The following is a 16,364-nucleotide window of genomic DNA, read 5'->3' as shown; positions in this document are numbered from 1 at the left end:
AGCTCACTTGCCGATCTCAGCGCATTTTTAATCGCTTGAGTTGCGCGGAGACGGAACGCAGCGGCTTCGTCAATCGCCAACTCGCGGACCCCCGCATGAGCGATGTCACCCGCTGCAACTGGGCATTCTCCTGCTGCAGAATGTCGATTTGAGCTTCCAGACGCGCACTGCGAGGCTCCAGATCCCCAATATAAGCTTCCAGTTTTGCAATGTGGGCCTCCAGGCTTGGGAGATGCTCGACCCAATCCACGGCGGTTCCCTCTTTGGAAGCCCTATAGCCAGAACTCCGGCTTCGAACATGGAGCGCGGCCATGTCGGCCGGCATTGCCGGCGCCACAGTTTCCTCGTCTTTTACAAGGGGCCCGAACATGGACCAGGCTTCCATCTGCTCCCAAATGCGTTGAAGCTGCAGGCGGCGGCGGATGGCCTGATAGGCTTCCTCCGACAGCGGCATACCGCCACCTTTCCTGAGCATGACGAGAAACTCGCAGCCCCGTGCCCGCGTGAGCGTTTCAACGGTTGCATCCAGAATTTCATATTGACGCAATTCCAGCAGAATCAGAGCCAACGCCGATGGCGTCAGATAATATTCGTGGCTGTCGACATAATCCGGTGCCGCTGATGACGCCTCGGCAGTGGAGCAACGATTGCGATCAAAGGAAGCAGCGAAGGCGAAGTCCTTGACCCACCCTTGCCCCCAGGCAATATCGGCCCTATCGCCCGAAAGGACCTCGATATTGGTTCCCCAGCGATAAAAAGCCTCGAAGGTGTGACGTGAGCGGTTTCCCCTATAGTCCGACATGACTTTGGCGATATCGGTCGTGGGTTGAAAGAAGTCGAAACAATATCGCTTGTCAGGAACGATAAGGGCCAGCCCGCCACCTTGCGAAAGCAAAGCCATGCAGTCGACGAGGAATCCGGCAAGATTGGTCGTGTGTTCCACGACGTGAGAAGCAAGGACCAGGTTGAACCGTCCTTCGCCGGTGAGGGCCGATATCGGGCCGCCGGTCCACACGTGATCGACGGTCTCGATCAGGGCAACATCAACACCGTGTGCCATGTATATGCGCTGCAGCGTCTCCTGATCGGCGTGGTCGACTGTCTCGACATTGAAGCCTCGCGATTTCGGCAGCACGGGCCTGTAGCTCGGACCGATCTCAAGGACCGGCTCGAGCGAGGATATGCTGCTCCGAATGAAATCACGGAAATCACCGATGAGGCGATCCTGTTCGGCGTCGCTGTCGCGGGAGAAGAAAATAGAGGAGCCGCCCGCATGATCTCGAGTTTGGGTCGTTTCGCCGCCCATGCCAATCCTCAGCCCTTACCTGTCAGAACTCTCCACCCTCCGAACAAATATAACGAGATTCACTTGTTCGCACATGGCGCCTGATACTGGCTTCCAGGATTAACAGTGGCTTTGTTATCGCGGGCTCGAAAAATCATCCCGGGTTCGGCCCCCAAAAGCCTGGGATCAGGTTTAAGCCGAAAACCGACATCGCCGCTCTCGCGCGCTTCCTCGGCGCCCTGGTCCAGGGCATGTCCGTGCAGGCGCAGGACGGCGCCAGCGCCGACGACCTCGCCGGCATAGCGCGGATCGGCATCGCTCAACTGGAACAATATCGGGCTTGATCGCAGGCCCAGCCACCTCAAACGTAAAACGGGGCGCCGAAGCGCCCCGTGCATGATCGAGCCCATGTGGCCTTGTCAGAGAACGAAATACCAGTTCGCCAGCAGCACCACCGCCAGGCCGGCCACGAGCGTGAGATAGGGCAGGATGCCAGCCTTTTTCTGCTGAAGGTCGACGGACCGTAGACCGAGGTCGTCGAGCATATGCTCGGGGAACTTGCCACCATCCTGGATATAGTGCCGATAGCAGAACACCGGGATGATGAGGGCGGCGGTAAAAAGGCCGGCCCACAGCGCCAGAGGATTCCAGACCTTCGCGCCCGCCCCCATGAACATCGCATTCACATAGGCGAAGATGGCACCGATGGCGATGACGAAGGTCGGCGCCTTCCAGGGCCTGTTGATGTGGCCATTGTCCATGCGATGGATCCAGCCGGCGTTGAGGTTGAGGAAATTGAAGATGATGTAGCCGCAATTCGACACGGCCAGGATGAAGAAGAAGCTGGTGGCGTCAGCCGCGGCGATGGCGAGCAGCAGCAGATTGAAGATGAGGTCGGTCCACATCGCCCGCGTCGGAGCGCCGTGCGAGTTCACATGGCTCAGATATTTGGGCAGCCAGCCATCCACCGAGCCTTGGTAGAGCGTACGGGAGGAACCGGCCATCGCAGTCATGATGGCCAGGATCAGTGCGAGGATCATCAGCATGACCAGGAGCTGGCTGATGAGGGCGCCGCCATGCACCATGTCGGCCATGGCTGCCGCCACGCCCGAGCCGTCCACGATGGGGGTGGCAAGCATGCCGTTCAATCCGAGCACGCCCTGGAAGGTGAAGGGCACCAGGATGAACAGCAGCATGCACAGCAGGCCGGAATAGAAGATGGCCTTGAAGGTATCCCGGCCCGGGTCCTTGAACTCGCTGGTGTAGCAGACCGCGGTTTCGAAGCCGTAGGTCGACCAGGCGGCAATGAACATGCCGCCGAGCACCAGGGTCCAGCCCGCGACGTTCCAGCTACCCGGCGCCGGCGCATAGGCCGTGGCGAGCGGCACCAGCGGGGAATAGTTGGCCCAATTGATCTGGCCAGTGACGATCGGCACGATGCCGACGATCAGCATCGGGATGATCACGACCAGGCCGATGATCTTCTGGGTGTTGGCGGTGCCGAGAATGCCGCGATGCTGGATCGCGAAGGTCAGAAGCATCAGAGCGGCACCGATGAAGAAGACCGAATTGAGGGAGAAGCCGAAGAGCGGGAAGGTATGGCTGAACAGCGTCCAGGTGCGGATCGCCGGGGTCGCCGCCGCCGTCACTGCCGTGATCGCATCGGCCGGCACCGTGCCGGCATGGGCAGCGATATAGGCCAAAACTTCGGGCGAACTGTCCGTAAAGACCGGAATCGGGAAGAGAGCATTGAGAATATAGCCGGCGGCGATCGAGCAGCCGAGCGACAGCACGGGCGACCAGGCGAACCAATTGCACCATACCGACAAGGGCGCGATGAACTTGGAGTAACGCAGCCACGCCGTGGCGCCATAGACGGAAGAACCACCCGATTTGTTGGGAAACAGGCCGGCGATCTCGGCATAGGTGAAGGACTGGATGAAGCCCATGATCATGGAGGCCGTCCAGATCAGGAAGGCCGGCGTGCCCGTCGTCCCGGCGATGCCGCCGATCGAGAACAGCACCAGCGGCGGCACGCCGCTTGCAACCCAGAAGGCTCCTCGCCAATCGATATGGCGCAGCAATTGACTGTCGCCGCTCGCGCTCGTGTTTGCGTCAGTTGTCGCCGTCATTGTGTTCCCCGGATCTGATCGAATGCACTGGATGCTGGGGCGGTACTGGCTGCGAGAGTTCCATAACGGCTCTCGTCTTCACCCACCGTCTCTATTTTTTTCCTGCGAGTGAAGAGTGACACACTCTCAGGAAGCGTCAACCTTTAGTTTTCTGCGTTTCCTTCTCAAATGACGGTTTTTTGCTTATTTTTTGAGCATTCGCGCATTCCGGCCAGAGCGATGCAAACGTCGTTCTGCAAAAAGAATCCGGGCCGATAAAATTTCCTGCTGGACAAACTTGTTTCTTCTCTGGAAACTTCAGCTGTCACCATGCGAGCAAAAAGCATGGGACCGAACCATTCGAAGGATGCCCATATGTCGTCACGCAAGATGTGGGGGAATGAGCCGTTCTGGGGCCTCGGTTTCGAGTGGGATCCGCAATGGATGCTGACCGAGCGCCAGAAGACGTTGCAGGCCAAGCTCATCGAGCTGTGCCAGACGGAGATGCGCGCCAACGCCATCGAAAGTGACAGGAACCGCGCCTATCCGCGCAAGAATTTCCAGATCCTGGCCGAGCACGGCTTTCTGGGTCTGATCGTGCCCAAGGAGCTCGGAGGCCAGGGCGAGAATCATATTTGCGTCGCCATGGTGGTGGAGACCATCGCCCGCTATGGCTGCGCCTCCACGGCGATGTGCTATACCATGCATACCGGCGCCGTCGCCGCCGCCCTGCTGCGCCATCACGACAATGCGGCCCTCAAGGACATCCTCCGCCGTCTCGACAAGGACTGCCTGATCGGGACGCTGTCCTATTCCGATCCGGAAACCGGCTCGCATTTCTGGTATCCGATCTCTTCCAGCGTCGAGGAGACCAAGGAAGGCTGGCACGTCCGCAAGAAGGCGTCCTGGACCACCTCCGGCGGTTTTGCCGACTGGTACATCGTCCAAACGACCTCTCCCAATTTCAACGGCAATTACGCCGACCTCTCCTGTTTCCTCATCCTCGGCGACGAGATCACCAACGATCCCGGCAGCTGGAACGGCCTCGGCCTGCGCGGCAACCAGTCCGGCCCGCTGGAAGTCAACAAGGTGGTGCCGCGCAACCGTCTGGTCGGCCCGATCGGGGACGGCGCGCGCTCCAATGACGAGGTGGTCGATCCCTTCTTCCTGCTCTGCTCCTCCGCCTGCTGGAGCGGCATCGCCATGGGCATGATCGACATCGCCAAGGCCCATACCACCAAGAAGACCCACAAGGATGTCGGCATGCGGGTGGCCGACTACGCCACCATTCAGGACTATGTCGGCGAAGCCATCATCGACACCAACGTGGTGCGCTCGATGGATTTCCTCATCGCCAAGGCGCTGGACGACGCCACCGGCAACAATGACTGGTCCGTTCACAAGAACGATGTGTCCTTCCTGCCGCGTGCCGGCCTGCTGCACTGGCTCTGGCAGCTGAAATTCGCTGCCGCCAAGAACGTTGCCGCCGTTTCCGACAAGATGCTGCATGCCTGCGGCGGCACCGGCTACAAGCCCGAGCTGCAGATCGAGCGCTATCTGCGCGACGCCAAGGCCGGCTGGGTGATGGGGCCCACCAACGAGGTGCTGCGCCAATTTGTCGGCAAGACCTCGCTGCTCGGCTTCGAGGCGGTCGACTATTGGAACACCTCGATCAACGAGCGCGTTCTCAACAACGAGATCAAGAAGATGGATGTGGACGCCAAGCGCGCTCTGGCCGAGCGGCTACTGGCGGAAATCAATCCCCCAGCCATTCGGAAGACGGCGTAAGATGGGGGCCCCTATGACGCGATCCTCGGCGGGACGTGCGGTCCGTCATGATGCCCTCGCCGGCAGAGCGACGACGGCGTCGAGCGGCCTCCCGGATTCACGCGAATCCGGAGTATACCGGGATCGGCGCGCAAGCGCCGGCGACGGTAAGGGTGTGAGGCAAGATGGTCCAGGGTTCTGCAAAAAAGCCGGAGACGGCGGATATCGTCCAGGAATCCATCGATCCGCTGCGCTTTCGCGGGGCACTCGGGCTGTTTGCCACCGGCGTCACCGTGGTGACGGCCACCCATCCGACCGCCGGGCTGATCGGCATCACCGCCAATTCCTTTTCCTCGGTCTCGCTCGATCCGCCACTGGTGCTGTTTTCCATCGCCAACACGGCGCGCAGCCTGTCGGCCTTCCTGGAAGCGCCGGGCTTCTGCGTGAACGTGCTGCGCAAGGAACAACGCGCCCTTTCCGCCCGCTTCGCCCGGCAGAACCAGGACAAATGGACGGGCGTGGCCTACACGGCAGGGCGCTTTGGAGCGCCGATCCTGCCCGAGACCATGGCGGCCTTCGACTGCCTGCATCACGCCCAGTACGAGGGCGGCGACCATCGCATCATCGTCGGCCGGGTGGTCGACATGGAGCACAATGTCGAAGGCGAGCCGCTGCTCTTCTTCGGTGGCCGCTACCGGGTGCTGGGAGAGGAAGCCCAATAGGACTGCATATCGCCAATCATTCGGGCTCTTCCCGCCCGTTCGCTTGCTTGTAGGAGTGGTTTGCCATGCCTGAAGCCGAAATGCTTCGCGTCGCCGGCGGATCGAGCCAGGTCTTCGCCCTCGGCAAAGGGGATCGCCTGCGCCTGACCAATCTGGAAGGCGGCCAGAACGCCCTGCTTTATGCCTTCGCAGCGCAGGAAAGCCTGCCATCCGACCATCCCGCCGCTCCGCGCGATGCGCTGGCGGGCCTGATCGCGGCCAATGAGAATGCCGCGGCCACCCATCACCAGCTCGCCGGCCACGATCTTGCCAGCGCCAGCGGCATCGTGTTGTCGGGACCGGACACCCAGGCGGGCGAGGCCTTCACTTTGTCCGCCGCTCACGACATGACCTGCGTGCTCATCGTGCCCGCCGGGTCTTCGACGGCGGATGCGGTGGTGCCCGCGACCGATTTCTCCCTGGAAATCGCGCGCAGCGACGATACCACCAAGCGCGCGCCGCAAAGCCTGCCCGCGCCGCCCCTCGCCACCCCAGTCCAGGACTTCCGGGTGAAGGCCGCGACCGCGGAGCGTTTCGAAGTCAAGGCTGGCCAATATATCCAGATCATGGACATCGACGGCCGCCAATGCTCGGATTTCCTCGCCTTCGACACTGAGCTGCTCAAGCAGGGCATCGAATGCGGCCTCGACGCCACCGCGACCCGCACCTTGATGGGACGCGCCTATCCGGGCCCGGGCCTGTTCTCGAAATTCTTCGACCAGCGCATGCGCGCCACGGTGGAGGTGGTGCAGGACACCTGCGGGCGGCACGACACCTTCGGCCTCGCCTGCACCATGAAATATTACGACGACATGGGTTATCCGGGCCATGATTCCTGCTCGGAGAACTTCAACAGGGTCCTGGCGCAGGACGGCATCGTGCCTCGCCCCGGCTGGCCGGCGATCAATTTCTTCTTCAACACGCAAGTCAACCATGACGGCACCATCAGCGCCGACGAGCCGTGGTCGCGTCCCGGCGACTATGTGCTGATGCGCGCGTTGATCGACCTCACCTGTGCCGCCTCTTCCTGTGCCGACGACATCGACCCCGCCAATGGCTGGAACCCCACCGACATCCAGGTCCGCGTCTATGACGCGCATCACGAATTTCCCAAGGCGATTGCTACGCGCATGACACCCGATTCCCCTCCGGTCTTCACCAAGGAGACGGCGTTCCATTCGAAGGTCGCTCCTCTTTCGCGCCGCATGGTCGAATATCGCGGCTATTGGCTCGCCAATTCCTTCCTCGCCGACGGCGCGGTGGCCGAATATTGGGCCTGCCGCGAAAAGGTGGCGGTGATCGACCTTTCCGCCCTGCGCAAGTTCGAGGTGCTCGGCCCCGATGCCGAGGCGCTGCTCGACTATGCCGTGACGCGCGACATCACCAAGCTTTCGGTCGGCCAGGTCGTCTACACCGCCATCTGCTATCCGCATGGCGGCATGCTGGATGACGGCACCGTGTTTCGCCTCGGGCCGCAGCAGTTCCGCCTCGTCTGCGGCGATCCCTATGTCGGCGTGCATCTGCGCCAGCTCGCCGAAGAAAAGGGCTTCAAGGTCTGGATCCGCTCCTCGACCGACCAGCTTCACAATCTCGCCGTGCAGGGCCCGAAAAGCCGTGACCTCATCAGCAAGATCATCTGGACGCCGCCGGCCCAGCCGGCTGCGAACGAAATCGGGGTGTTCCGTTCCACCGTCGGCCGGCTCGGTCACGCCCAGGGCCCTGCCGTGGTGGTCTCGCGCACCGGCTATACCGGCGAGCTCGGCTACGAGATCTTCTGCCATCCGCGCGATGGCGAGGCTGTGTGGGATGCCGTCTTCAAGGCCGGCAAGCCGCTCGGCGTGGTACCGATGGGGCTCGAAGCGCTCGACATGCTGCGCATCGAGGCCGGGCTGATCTTCGCCCATTACGAATTCTCCGACGAGACCGACCCGTTCGAGGCCGGCATCGCCTTCACCGTGCCGCTGGTCTCCAAGAAGGGCGATTTTGTCGGCAAGGAGGCCCTGGTCAAGCGCAAGGCCGAACCCCAGCGCAAGCTTGTCGGCCTGGAGATCGAGGGACGCGAGACCGCCCATCACGGCGATCATGTCTATGCCGGGCGCGCCCGCATCGGCGTGGTCACCTCCGGCATGCGCTCGCCGATCCTCGACGCGACCATCGCCCTCGCCCGCGTCGACATCGGCTCGGCCGAGATCGGCACGGAACTCGAAATCGGCAAGCTCGACGGCCATCAGAAGCGCCTCAAGGCCAAGGTCGTTCGCTTTGCCCATTACGACCCGGACAAGACGAGGGTGAGGATGTAGCGCAGCCTCATTCCTCCGGCCTTGCCAGCCCAACCGCGCCGGTCCGAAGACCGGCCCACCGATCACAGAAGGGAACATCCATGAGTGTCATGTCCTGGCGGCGTTCGCCGCTCGCAGCCCGCCATCGAGCCCTCGGCTCCACCCTGGAAGACTGGAACGGGATGGAGACGGCCTGGACCTATACCAAGTCGGACCTCGCCGACGAGCATGAGGCGATCCGCACCAAGGCGGCGCTGATGGACGTATCAGGCCTGCGCAAATCCCATCTGGTCGGCCCGCATTCGCATCAGGTTCTGCAGCGCCTGACTACGCGCGACGTGCGCAAGATCGTGCCCGGCAAGTCGGCCTATGCCTGCGTGCTCAACGATGCCGGCAAGTTCACCGACGACTGCATCCTTTATCGCACCGGCCCCAACAGCTGGATGACGGTCTATGGTTCGGGCACCGGCTTCGAGGACATGGCGCGCGATGCGGCCGGCAAGAACGTCGCCGTCATCTTCGACGACGATTTGCAGGACCTGTCGCTTCAGGGCCCGCTGGCGGTGAAATATCTTTCAAAGCATGTGCCTGGGATCAAGGACCTCAAATATTTCCACCACATGCAGACCACGCTGTTCGGCAAGCCGGTGATGATCTCGCGCACCGGCTATACCGGCGAGCGCGGCTACGAGATCTTCTGCAAGTCCGAGGACGCCGTCGAGATCTGGGACACCATCCTGAAGGAAGGCAAGCGCATGGGCATCGTGCCCGCCTCCTTCACCGCGCTCGACTGGCTCAGGGTGGAGAGCTATCTGCTGTTCTATCCCTACGACAATTCGCAGATGTATCCCTTCGAGAATGAAGGCCCCGGCGACACGCTGTGGGAACTCGGTCTCACCTTCACCGTCTCGCCCGGCAAGACCGGCTTCCGCGGCGCCGAGGAGCATTACCGCCTCAAGGGCAAGGAGCGCTTCAAGATCTTCGGCGTCCTCGCCGACACCGACAAGATCCTCGATGCCGGCGACGAGCTCTGGGCCGGCGGCAAGAAGGTGGGCGTGGTCACCTGCGGCATGTATTCGCGCCTGACCAACCGGTCCATGGCAATCGCCCGCATGGCGGTCGACGTTGCCAAGCAGGGCACCAAGCTTGAGGTCAAGGGCAAGAACGTGCAGTGCTCGGCCATCGCGCACACCATCACCTTCGACGATCCGGAGAAGAAGAAGCGTACGGCGCTGTAAGGAAATACCCTCCCCTGGAGGGGGAGGTCGGCCTGAAAGGCCGGGGTGGGGTGAAAACCACCACCTCGGCTGATCGAGGCCCGGTTTCGCGATCCTAGCAATTCTTGCGGAGCCACCCCACCCCGACGCTTCGCGTCGACCCTCCCCCTCCAGGGGAGGGTAAAACAAGGGCCTGATCCACTTCGTTCGCGCTGGAGTTTCGATAGAACCATGCTCGTATCCGGCATCAAGAGCCGTCCTGTCTATGGCACCCTTGCCATCCGCCCCGGCGCCAAGCGGCACCTCTTCGTGGCGGATGCCGAGGGTGCGCAGGCAATCCTGGACGCGACCGAAACGGCCGAGGCTCCTTTCCTCGACAAGGCTCACATCATCTATGTACCCGGGCACATCGACGATGTGCCCGGCGGGGCCGCTCCCAAGAATTTCGGCGAGGCGCTCCGGGCACTCGGCCCCGACATGTTCTATGAAGGCCCGAGCATCGCCGCCGCCCTGCCACGCCTGGCCCAGACGTTGGCGACGGCCCATATGGGCACCCAGATCTATCTGGCAGGCACGGAAGGCCTGATCGGCCAGGCCATGAAGCTTGCGATCGAGGCCGGCGTTGACCATCTCTCCATCCAGACCGAGCATCGCGGCTCGGAAGAACGACGGGTGCAATGCGTGCATTGCAAGGGCATCACCGAGCATGTGCGCACGCAGCCGGTCAAATGTGCCCATTGCGGCCTGACTCTGTTGGTCCGGGACCATTATTCGCGCCGCATCGCCGCATTCCAGGGCGTGTGCATCGACGCCGAAGAGCCCGGCGTGGTGCCGCCGACCGAGGAGGCCTTTCCATGAGCGACAAGACACCCAAGATCGAGGTGCGCGTCAGCGAGATCCACCAGGTCACGCCCGAGATCAAGCGCTTCCATTTCAAGCCCGTCGACGGCTCCCTTCTGCCCAATTTCTCCGGCGGCGCCCATGTGGTGGTGGAGATGGAGGACGGCGCCACGCTGCGGCGCAACCCCTATTCGCTGATGAGCCGCCCGGGCGACACCGCCTGCTACACCATCAGCGTGCGGCGCGACGACAAGGGCCGTGGCGGCTCGATGTTCCTGCATGGCAAGGTCCGGCCCGGCGATGTCATCCGCATCAGTCATCCCGTCAACCTGTTCCCGCCGGACCAGCGCGCCAGGAAACACCTGCTCTTCGCCGGCGGCATCGGCATCACGCCCTTCATGGCGATGATGGCGCAGCTTTCCGACGAGGACCGCCCCTTCGAGCTGCATTACGCCGTGCGTTCGGACGAGCATGGCGCCTATCTTGCCCACCTGGCCGAACGTTACGGTCGCCGGGTGCACATCTATCGCGACGACAAGGGTGAGGCGATCGCGCTCGCCGAGTTGCTCGCGCGCCAGCCCCTCGGCACGCATCTCTATGTCTGCGGGCCCGGCGGTATGATCAAATGGGTGCTCAACACCGCCCGCAACGAGGGCTGGCCCGACCAGAACCTGCATGACGAGCAGTTCATCGCCCCGGCTTCCGGCAAGCCTTACGAGATCATCCTGGCCCTCTCAGGCAAGCGGGCCAAGGTCGGTCCGCACCAGAGCATGCTGGAGGCGATCGAGGCCGCCGGCGTCGATGCGCCTTATCTCTGCCGCGGCGGAGCCTGCGGCCAGTGCGAGACACGGGTGCTCTCCTGCGACGGCACGCTCATGCACAACGACCACTACCTCTCGGAGGCCGACAAGGCCTCCGGCGCCAAGGTCATGCCCTGCGTCTCGCGCTTCGAAGGCCGGGAACTGGTGCTGGATTTGTAACTGCTGGATTTGCAATTCCTGGGATCGCCGGCTTCTCAACGACATGCCTGCATGTCGTGGATACCGGCTCTTCCGGGGCCTTCGTTTCAAGAGCCGGCAGGAAGCCGGCGATCCCAGGAGCTTCACAATGGGCATCCAATTCCGCCAGGAAACCTTCCGCGACGACTTTACCTTCCGCAATTCGGAGGCAGCGATCCGCCGCTTTCCCTTTCCCTTCGACAAGGACAACTACATGTATGCGGTCAATATCGAACCGCATATTTCAGGCCCGGAGGGTTCGGCCTTCGAGCATCCCATCGACGTCGACGAGCATTATGTCTCGGAGATGGCCGACCGGGCGCTGGTGCTGAAGGAAGACCCGCTGCGCTGCCAGTCCCTGCCGCATATGACACTGGCGGGATGGGACCTGCTCGAACTCCTGATGGAGAGCATGTCGACCTCCTATCCCGAGCATTTCACGCTCGAGCGGGACGGCGACCAGTGGCACTGGATCAACCGGCCGCTGGGCATCGACGACCGCTTCACCTTCGGTGACGTCGCCACCCTGCCCTATGGGCCGATGGAATACATCACCCGCCAGGCCCAGGGCGATTTCTGCCTGCTCGACCAGCGCGATGGCAATCTGTGGATGGATGCGGGCATCGTCACCACCCAGGCCGACTGGTCGCTCGATTTCGACATCGGCATGAATTTCATGGAATGGCACGGCCCGGTGCCGCTGGCCCACCAGCTCGGCGTGTTCGAGCGGGCTCTCAAATTCATGCTCAACCTGCGTCAGGGCTCGCCCACCAGGCGGCTCAACTGGACGATGACGGTCAATCCGCGGCTCGATACCTCGCCCGAGAACTATCACAAATGGGGCAAGGACCGCGCCACGCTGACTCCCGAAAACATCGGCAACAAGCTGCATCTGCGCGTCGAACTGCAGACTTTCTTCCGCCTGCCGCGTTCCAACGCCATTGTCTTCCCGATCCGCTGCTACCTGATCAAGCTTGAGGAACTGGTGACGGTGCCCAAATGGGGCCGGCGCCTGCACCGTGTGCTGCAGACCTTGCCGCCCGAACTGGTGGACTACAAGGGCCTCACCCGTTTCCGCGACACGGCATTGGAGTGGCTGTCGAAATATGACGACGGCGCCGAGACCAGCCCGGGCGGTTGGCCGGATTGATGGACGGAAGTGAAAGCTCTTCCTGGGTCGCCGGTGTCGTGCTGGCAATCCCAGGAAGACGCGGACAGACCCCCATAGCGTTTTTCTATTTGGTGGAAACGTAAAGACGTGTCGGAACAATGAGTTAGAGAAAAGCAGCGGTTACGTGGAAACGCGCTTTGCTCCGGTCACGGCATTGGGTGCGCAACACGGACAGCTCGATCATAACGGAAGGCCGCTTCAGCTTGGCCGTTCTGTGTCGACCAGCTCTCTGGCAAGCCCGTGAGGTTGTTGACGTAGACCGTCAGGAATGTGCGCCCCTGCGCAATCCCGAACACGGAATGCCAGACACCCTTTTTGGGCGTGGACCCCATACAACTGGCTTGCCGAACATCTTTCGCGGAGAAAGGACGCCATTAGAAAGAGACATACGATATCGACCGCTCGTAGTCTCTCTCATCCAGCAACTTCCAGCCTTCACCACGATCAGACCAACGTTTGCCGCCAATATTGACCAAATCGATCGTTCCCCTGCCGTGACCTTCGAATCTCAGGTGAGCGCGAAAGACGTCGGGTCGTTCCTGATCATAAATGAGATAGGTGATTGTATTAGCGGCGGCCGAACGTGTCTCGGCCGTAAACGGCTGTGCGTTCAGCCTATCGAACGCCTGCGCAAGATAGTCCTGGCAAGCAGCACCGGCGCTGCCAAGGGATATCACTAGCAGCAGGACTGCCGTACAAAAGCGGCGCACGAGGCCTCGACTGGTCCACATAACCGAAGAGATATGCTGCCATCATTTCCAAAATGCCAGCCCAATCGGTCAATGCCGATGCAAATCAGTGATCGGGAGAGCTCGCCTGGCGCTTTCCCCTTTTTGGCCTTGCCTTGGAATGACCTGGCTAGAGGCTGCAATTCAGTGGATCCAGCAAAGGACCACTACCGCTTGATGCCGATGCTGCGCCCGGCATCCTTCGGCATCGGCAGGGTAGCGTGCTCCTTTAGCAGGCCCTCCAGCACTGCAGCGCTCTGCGGCAGCCAGGGCGCCGCATGGGGCTGCTCGGTCTGGTCGATCGACATCAAGAGCTGCTCGGAGGTCGCCACCACGAGATTGCGCACCTTGTCGTACATGCTCAGGAAGATGCGGACGCGCTTGGTGTCGAGGTCCAGCACCTGGCAGGTTACAGAGACGGGCGTGCCGAGCTTGACCTCCCACAGGAAGCGGACATGGGTCTCCATCGTATAGATGGTATGGCGCGTCGTCTCGCGCACGGCGGCGGTGAGGCAGACGCGACCGAGGAACTCGTCGACGGCCTTGGCGAAGATCACCGCGTAATAGCCGTCATAGAGATGGCCGTTATAGTCGATCCATTCCGGGCGGACGGTTTCGTCGAGAAGGTGCATGGGAATCCCCAAAGCGTTTTGTGATTTCTCGGAATCACCGAGAATCGCAAAGACGCGTCGAAACAAAGAGATGGAGCAAACAAGCGTTCACCTGTGAACGCTTGTTTGCTCTGGGATCGCAGGCGTCTCGCCTGCATCGCCTATCCTGCAAGTGTGACGGTTCCTAGAGCAGGCTGGAAGCCTGCGATCCCGGGAATCAGACCCTTCCTTCGAGTCCTTCGGCCTCCGGCCAGTATTTCTTGGCCAGCGCCATCACTTCGATGAGGAAGTCGTCGCGGCGGCGCTCCAGCGCCTTGATCGAGCGGCCGGCGGCCTGGTGCTCGCAGCCATCGGCGACGCGGTCGATCAGTTCTTCCGTCAGCTCGGGGGCCGTGAGCTTGGTCCAGGGCAGTTTCAGGGCCGGCCCAAACTGGTGCAGCATGTGGCGCATGCCGCCTTCGCCGCCGGCGAGATGGAAAGTGAGGAAGGTGCCCATCAGCGACCAGCGCAGGCCACAGCCATAGACGACGGCCGCGTCGACCTCCTCGGTGGTGGCGACGCCGTCATTGACCAGCCAGAGCGCCTCGCGCCAGAGCGCTTCCATCAGGCGGTCCGCGATGAAGCCTTCGATCTCCACCCTGACATGCAGCGGGCGCATGCCGATCGAGGCATAGAAGGCCTTGGCGGCCTCGACCGTCTCGGCCGAAGTCTTGCTGCCGCCGAGCACTTCCACCAGCGGCAGGAGATAGACAGGGTTGAAGGGATGGCCCACCACCAGCCGGGTCGGATCGGCCATCTTGGCCTGCAGCAAGCTCGGCAACAGGCCCGAGGTGGAGGAGCCGATGATGGCGCCGGGCTTGGCGGCGACGTCGATCTCGGCCAGCAGCGATTGCTTGAGTTCCTCGCGCTCCGGGGCGTTTTCCTGGATGAAGTCGGCCTGGCCGGCGGCCTCGGCCACGGAGTTGGCGAAGCTCAGACGCTTGCGGTCGGCACCGGCGGCCAATCCCTGCTTCTCCAGGGCCGGCCAGGCATTGTCGATGGCCGCACGCAGCTTTTCCTCGGCGCCCGAGGCCGGATCGTAGGCGACGACATCCAGACCGTGTGCGAGCGCCCGCGCCGCCCACCCCGCGCCGATCACGCCGGTACCGATAATTGCGAATGTCTTGATTGCAGACGTCTTGGATGTCGTGGCCATCGCTGTTCTCCCTGTCGGCGCGACTAGACAAGGCCTTGCCGAAAAGGCCTTTGCATGGCGCGACATCGCAGGTGCCAAACGCGACGGAAATATAGTCAACCATCTGGTTGACAGTTGGCCGATGAAGGCAGATGTTCAACCGTATGGTTGAATATAAAGATCCTCTCGATGCCATCTTTCATGCCCTGGCCGATCCGACCAGGCGGGCCATGCTGCGCAACCTCGCTGCCGAGCCCCGCAAGGTGGGCGAACTCGCCCATCCCTTCGCCATCTCGCTGGCAGCCGCCTCCAAGCACATCAAGGTCCTGGAGAAGGCCGGCCTGGTGGAACGCAGTGTCGAAGGACGCACCCACACCTGCCGGCTGAACCCGCGGCCTCTGCATGCCGGCCTGGAATGGATGCGCTTTTACGAAAAACTCTGGAATCAGCGACTCGACACCCTCGATGCCCTGCTGATTGCGGATGCAATCGCCAATCCTCAGAGGAGCTGAACCCGAAGCGCCTTGCAATTTGCCGGAATACAGGACGCTCTGGCCAATCCACCGGATAGGCTTGGAAACAAAAAGTTAGAGAAAACAAGCGTTCAGCCATGAACGCGCTTCACTCTAGGGAGCTGAACCATGTCCGACTACGGCGTGATCATCGACACCGAGACCGTGCGTATCGAACGCGTTCTTTCCGGACAGATCGAACGCGTCTGGGCCTTCCTGACCGAGGCCGAGAAGCGCCAGCAATGGCTGGCCGGCGGCGAAATGGAATTGCAGCCAGGTGGACGGGTCAACCATGTCTTCCGCAATGGCGACCTGTCGGCACCCGATGATCCGCCGCCGCCCAAATATCTGCATCTGAACGACACGGTCGAGATGCATGGACGGGTGATCGCCTGCGAACCGCCGACCTTGATCGAATATGCCTGGGGTGACGGCTCGCAGGTCCGTATCGACCTCAAGCCGGAGCTCGGGCGCACCCATATCACCATTACCCATAGCCGCCTGCTCGCCCGCGATGAACTGATTAGCGTCGCCGCCGGCTGGCACACCCATCTCGATATCCTCGCCGCCCGCCTCGGAGGACAGACACCGCCTAGCTTCTGGGGTCTGCATACGCAACTCGAGGCCGATTACGAGAGCAGGATGAGCACAAGCTGAACCATGTTCGACGCCTCGCGCCGGTGCCGGACGGCAGCTGATGCTCGCAAAAAACGGCGGGGCGCGCTCGATCGCGCGAAGATCGATCGAGGAACGTCGGGACAGCGGATGAAGTGTGGGAAACACTCTCTTCGTCATCAAGCTTTTCTTGTCGTTCAAGATAGCTTTCCTCCCTTGAACGAAGCATCTGAAACAAGGAGATTGCGGCTGACCACACCTTCATCGGCCCGTTGGGAGTGCCGCTGAAAATCAT

Annotated in this window: 14 protein-coding genes; 9 read left to right on the top strand and 5 right to left on the bottom strand. The window is 61.9% G+C overall.

Annotated features, from left to right (window positions below):
- Positions 1 to 16: 16 nt before the first annotated feature.
- Genes ACZYTC_RS00675 through ACZYTC_RS00665 form a run of 3 tightly spaced genes read right to left on the bottom strand, consistent with a single transcriptional unit; the run spans position 17 to position 3,417 of the window.
- A complete protein-coding gene (locus tag ACZYTC_RS00675) occupies positions 17 to 1,306 on the bottom strand; it encodes a class I SAM-dependent methyltransferase (protein WP_488988674.1) in 1,290 nt (429 codons plus the stop codon).
- Between the two features lie 59 nt (positions 1,307 to 1,365).
- Positions 1,366 to 1,695, bottom strand: a complete 330-nt coding sequence (locus ACZYTC_RS00670; RefSeq protein WP_488988673.1) for a hypothetical protein — start codon at positions 1,693 to 1,695, stop codon at positions 1,366 to 1,368.
- A 9-nt stretch (positions 1,696 to 1,704) separates the two neighbouring features.
- On the bottom strand, positions 1,705 to 3,417 hold the full coding sequence (locus ACZYTC_RS00665) for a trimethylamine N-oxide permease (protein ID WP_488988672.1): 1,713 nt from the start codon (positions 3,415 to 3,417) through the stop codon (positions 1,705 to 1,707).
- 354 nt (positions 3,418 to 3,771) lie between these two features.
- Between ACZYTC_RS00665 and ACZYTC_RS00660 the strand changes: the two genes are divergently transcribed.
- From ACZYTC_RS00660 to ACZYTC_RS00630, 7 genes are all read left to right on the top strand, one after another.
- Positions 3,772 to 5,184, top strand: coding sequence for an acyl-CoA dehydrogenase family protein (locus ACZYTC_RS00660; protein WP_441770192.1), 1,413 nt, complete (start codon positions 3,772 to 3,774; stop codon positions 5,182 to 5,184).
- Between the two features lie 164 nt (positions 5,185 to 5,348).
- Positions 5,349 to 5,885 (top strand): flavin reductase family protein, encoded by a 537-nt coding sequence (locus tag ACZYTC_RS00655; RefSeq protein WP_434957994.1) that lies wholly within the window; start codon positions 5,349 to 5,351, stop codon positions 5,883 to 5,885.
- A gap of 65 nt (positions 5,886 to 5,950) precedes the next feature.
- Entirely contained in the window at positions 5,951 to 8,224 is a 2,274-nt protein-coding gene (locus tag ACZYTC_RS00650) for a trimethylamine N-oxide demethylase (protein ID WP_441770191.1), read from the top strand.
- Positions 8,225 to 8,313: 89 nt separating this feature from the next.
- Entirely contained in the window at positions 8,314 to 9,441 is a 1,128-nt protein-coding gene (locus ACZYTC_RS00645; protein ID WP_068288288.1) for an aminomethyl transferase family protein, read from the top strand.
- Positions 9,442 to 9,651: 210 nt separating this feature from the next.
- Positions 9,652 to 10,278, top strand: coding sequence for a dimethylamine monooxygenase subunit DmmA family protein (locus ACZYTC_RS00640; RefSeq protein WP_441770190.1), 627 nt, complete (start codon positions 9,652 to 9,654; stop codon positions 10,276 to 10,278).
- Positions 10,275 to 11,240, top strand: a complete 966-nt coding sequence (locus ACZYTC_RS00635; protein ID WP_441770189.1) for a PDR/VanB family oxidoreductase — start codon at positions 10,275 to 10,277, stop codon at positions 11,238 to 11,240. The genes ACZYTC_RS00640 and ACZYTC_RS00635 overlap by 4 nt, the downstream gene beginning before the upstream one ends.
- Positions 11,241 to 11,367: 127 nt before the next feature.
- Complete coding sequence (locus ACZYTC_RS00630; RefSeq protein ID WP_441770188.1) at positions 11,368 to 12,408, top strand: heme-dependent oxidative N-demethylase family protein; 1,041 nt, start codon at positions 11,368 to 11,370, stop codon at positions 12,406 to 12,408.
- A 916-nt stretch (positions 12,409 to 13,324) separates the two neighbouring features.
- Here the strand turns inward: ACZYTC_RS00630 and ACZYTC_RS00625 are convergent.
- Both ACZYTC_RS00625 and ACZYTC_RS00620 read right to left on the bottom strand, forming a co-directional pair.
- Positions 13,325 to 13,789 (bottom strand): thioesterase family protein, encoded by a 465-nt coding sequence (locus ACZYTC_RS00625; RefSeq protein WP_434957999.1) that lies wholly within the window; start codon positions 13,787 to 13,789, stop codon positions 13,325 to 13,327.
- A gap of 196 nt (positions 13,790 to 13,985) precedes the next feature.
- Complete coding sequence (locus tag ACZYTC_RS00620; protein ID WP_441770187.1) at positions 13,986 to 14,963, bottom strand: L-carnitine dehydrogenase; 978 nt, start codon at positions 14,961 to 14,963, stop codon at positions 13,986 to 13,988.
- A gap of 143 nt (positions 14,964 to 15,106) precedes the next feature.
- Between ACZYTC_RS00620 and ACZYTC_RS00615 the strand changes: the two genes are divergently transcribed.
- Entirely contained in the window at positions 15,107 to 15,454 is a 348-nt protein-coding gene (locus ACZYTC_RS00615) for an ArsR/SmtB family transcription factor (protein WP_434958001.1), read from the top strand.
- A gap of 129 nt (positions 15,455 to 15,583) precedes the next feature.
- Positions 15,584 to 16,111 carry an SRPBCC family protein gene (locus ACZYTC_RS00610; RefSeq protein WP_434958002.1) on the top strand — a complete coding sequence of 176 codons (528 nt, stop codon included), beginning with the start codon at positions 15,584 to 15,586 and terminating at the stop codon, positions 16,109 to 16,111.
- The last annotated feature ends 253 nt before the right edge of the window (positions 16,112 to 16,364 follow it).

The sequence above is a fragment of the Labrys sp. F242 genome (assembly GCF_057813875.1).
Note: the sequence above shows the minus strand (reverse complement) of the source record. Positions and strands in the feature narration are given on the sequence as shown.

What these genes read in the sequence shown, in the direction of transcription:
- ACZYTC_RS00675 (WP_488988674.1), bottom strand. Translation starts at nt 1,306, where the DNA reads ATGGGCGGCGAAACGACCCAAACTCGAGATCATGCGGGCGGCTCCTCT.
- ACZYTC_RS00670 (WP_488988673.1), bottom strand. Translation starts at nt 1,695, where the DNA reads ATGGGCTCGATCATGCACGGGGCGCTTCGGCGCCCCGTTTTACGTTTG.
- ACZYTC_RS00665 (WP_488988672.1), bottom strand. Translation starts at nt 3,417, where the DNA reads ATGACGGCGACAACTGACGCAAACACGAGCGCGAGCGGCGACAGTCAA.
- ACZYTC_RS00660 (WP_441770192.1), top strand. Translation starts at nt 3,772, where the DNA reads ATGTCGTCACGCAAGATGTGGGGGAATGAGCCGTTCTGGGGCCTCGGT.
- ACZYTC_RS00655 (WP_434957994.1), top strand. Translation starts at nt 5,349, where the DNA reads ATGGTCCAGGGTTCTGCAAAAAAGCCGGAGACGGCGGATATCGTCCAG.
- ACZYTC_RS00650 (WP_441770191.1), top strand. Translation starts at nt 5,951, where the DNA reads ATGCCTGAAGCCGAAATGCTTCGCGTCGCCGGCGGATCGAGCCAGGTC.
- ACZYTC_RS00645 (WP_068288288.1), top strand. Translation starts at nt 8,314, where the DNA reads ATGTCCTGGCGGCGTTCGCCGCTCGCAGCCCGCCATCGAGCCCTCGGC.
- ACZYTC_RS00640 (WP_441770190.1), top strand. Translation starts at nt 9,652, where the DNA reads ATGCTCGTATCCGGCATCAAGAGCCGTCCTGTCTATGGCACCCTTGCC.
- ACZYTC_RS00635 (WP_441770189.1), top strand. Translation starts at nt 10,275, where the DNA reads ATGAGCGACAAGACACCCAAGATCGAGGTGCGCGTCAGCGAGATCCAC.
- ACZYTC_RS00630 (WP_441770188.1), top strand. Translation starts at nt 11,368, where the DNA reads ATGGGCATCCAATTCCGCCAGGAAACCTTCCGCGACGACTTTACCTTC.
- ACZYTC_RS00625 (WP_434957999.1), bottom strand. Translation starts at nt 13,789, where the DNA reads ATGCACCTTCTCGACGAAACCGTCCGCCCGGAATGGATCGACTATAAC.
- ACZYTC_RS00620 (WP_441770187.1), bottom strand. Translation starts at nt 14,963, where the DNA reads ATGGCCACGACATCCAAGACGTCTGCAATCAAGACATTCGCAATTATC.
- ACZYTC_RS00615 (WP_434958001.1), top strand. Translation starts at nt 15,107, where the DNA reads ATGGTTGAATATAAAGATCCTCTCGATGCCATCTTTCATGCCCTGGCC.
- ACZYTC_RS00610 (WP_434958002.1), top strand. Translation starts at nt 15,584, where the DNA reads ATGTCCGACTACGGCGTGATCATCGACACCGAGACCGTGCGTATCGAA.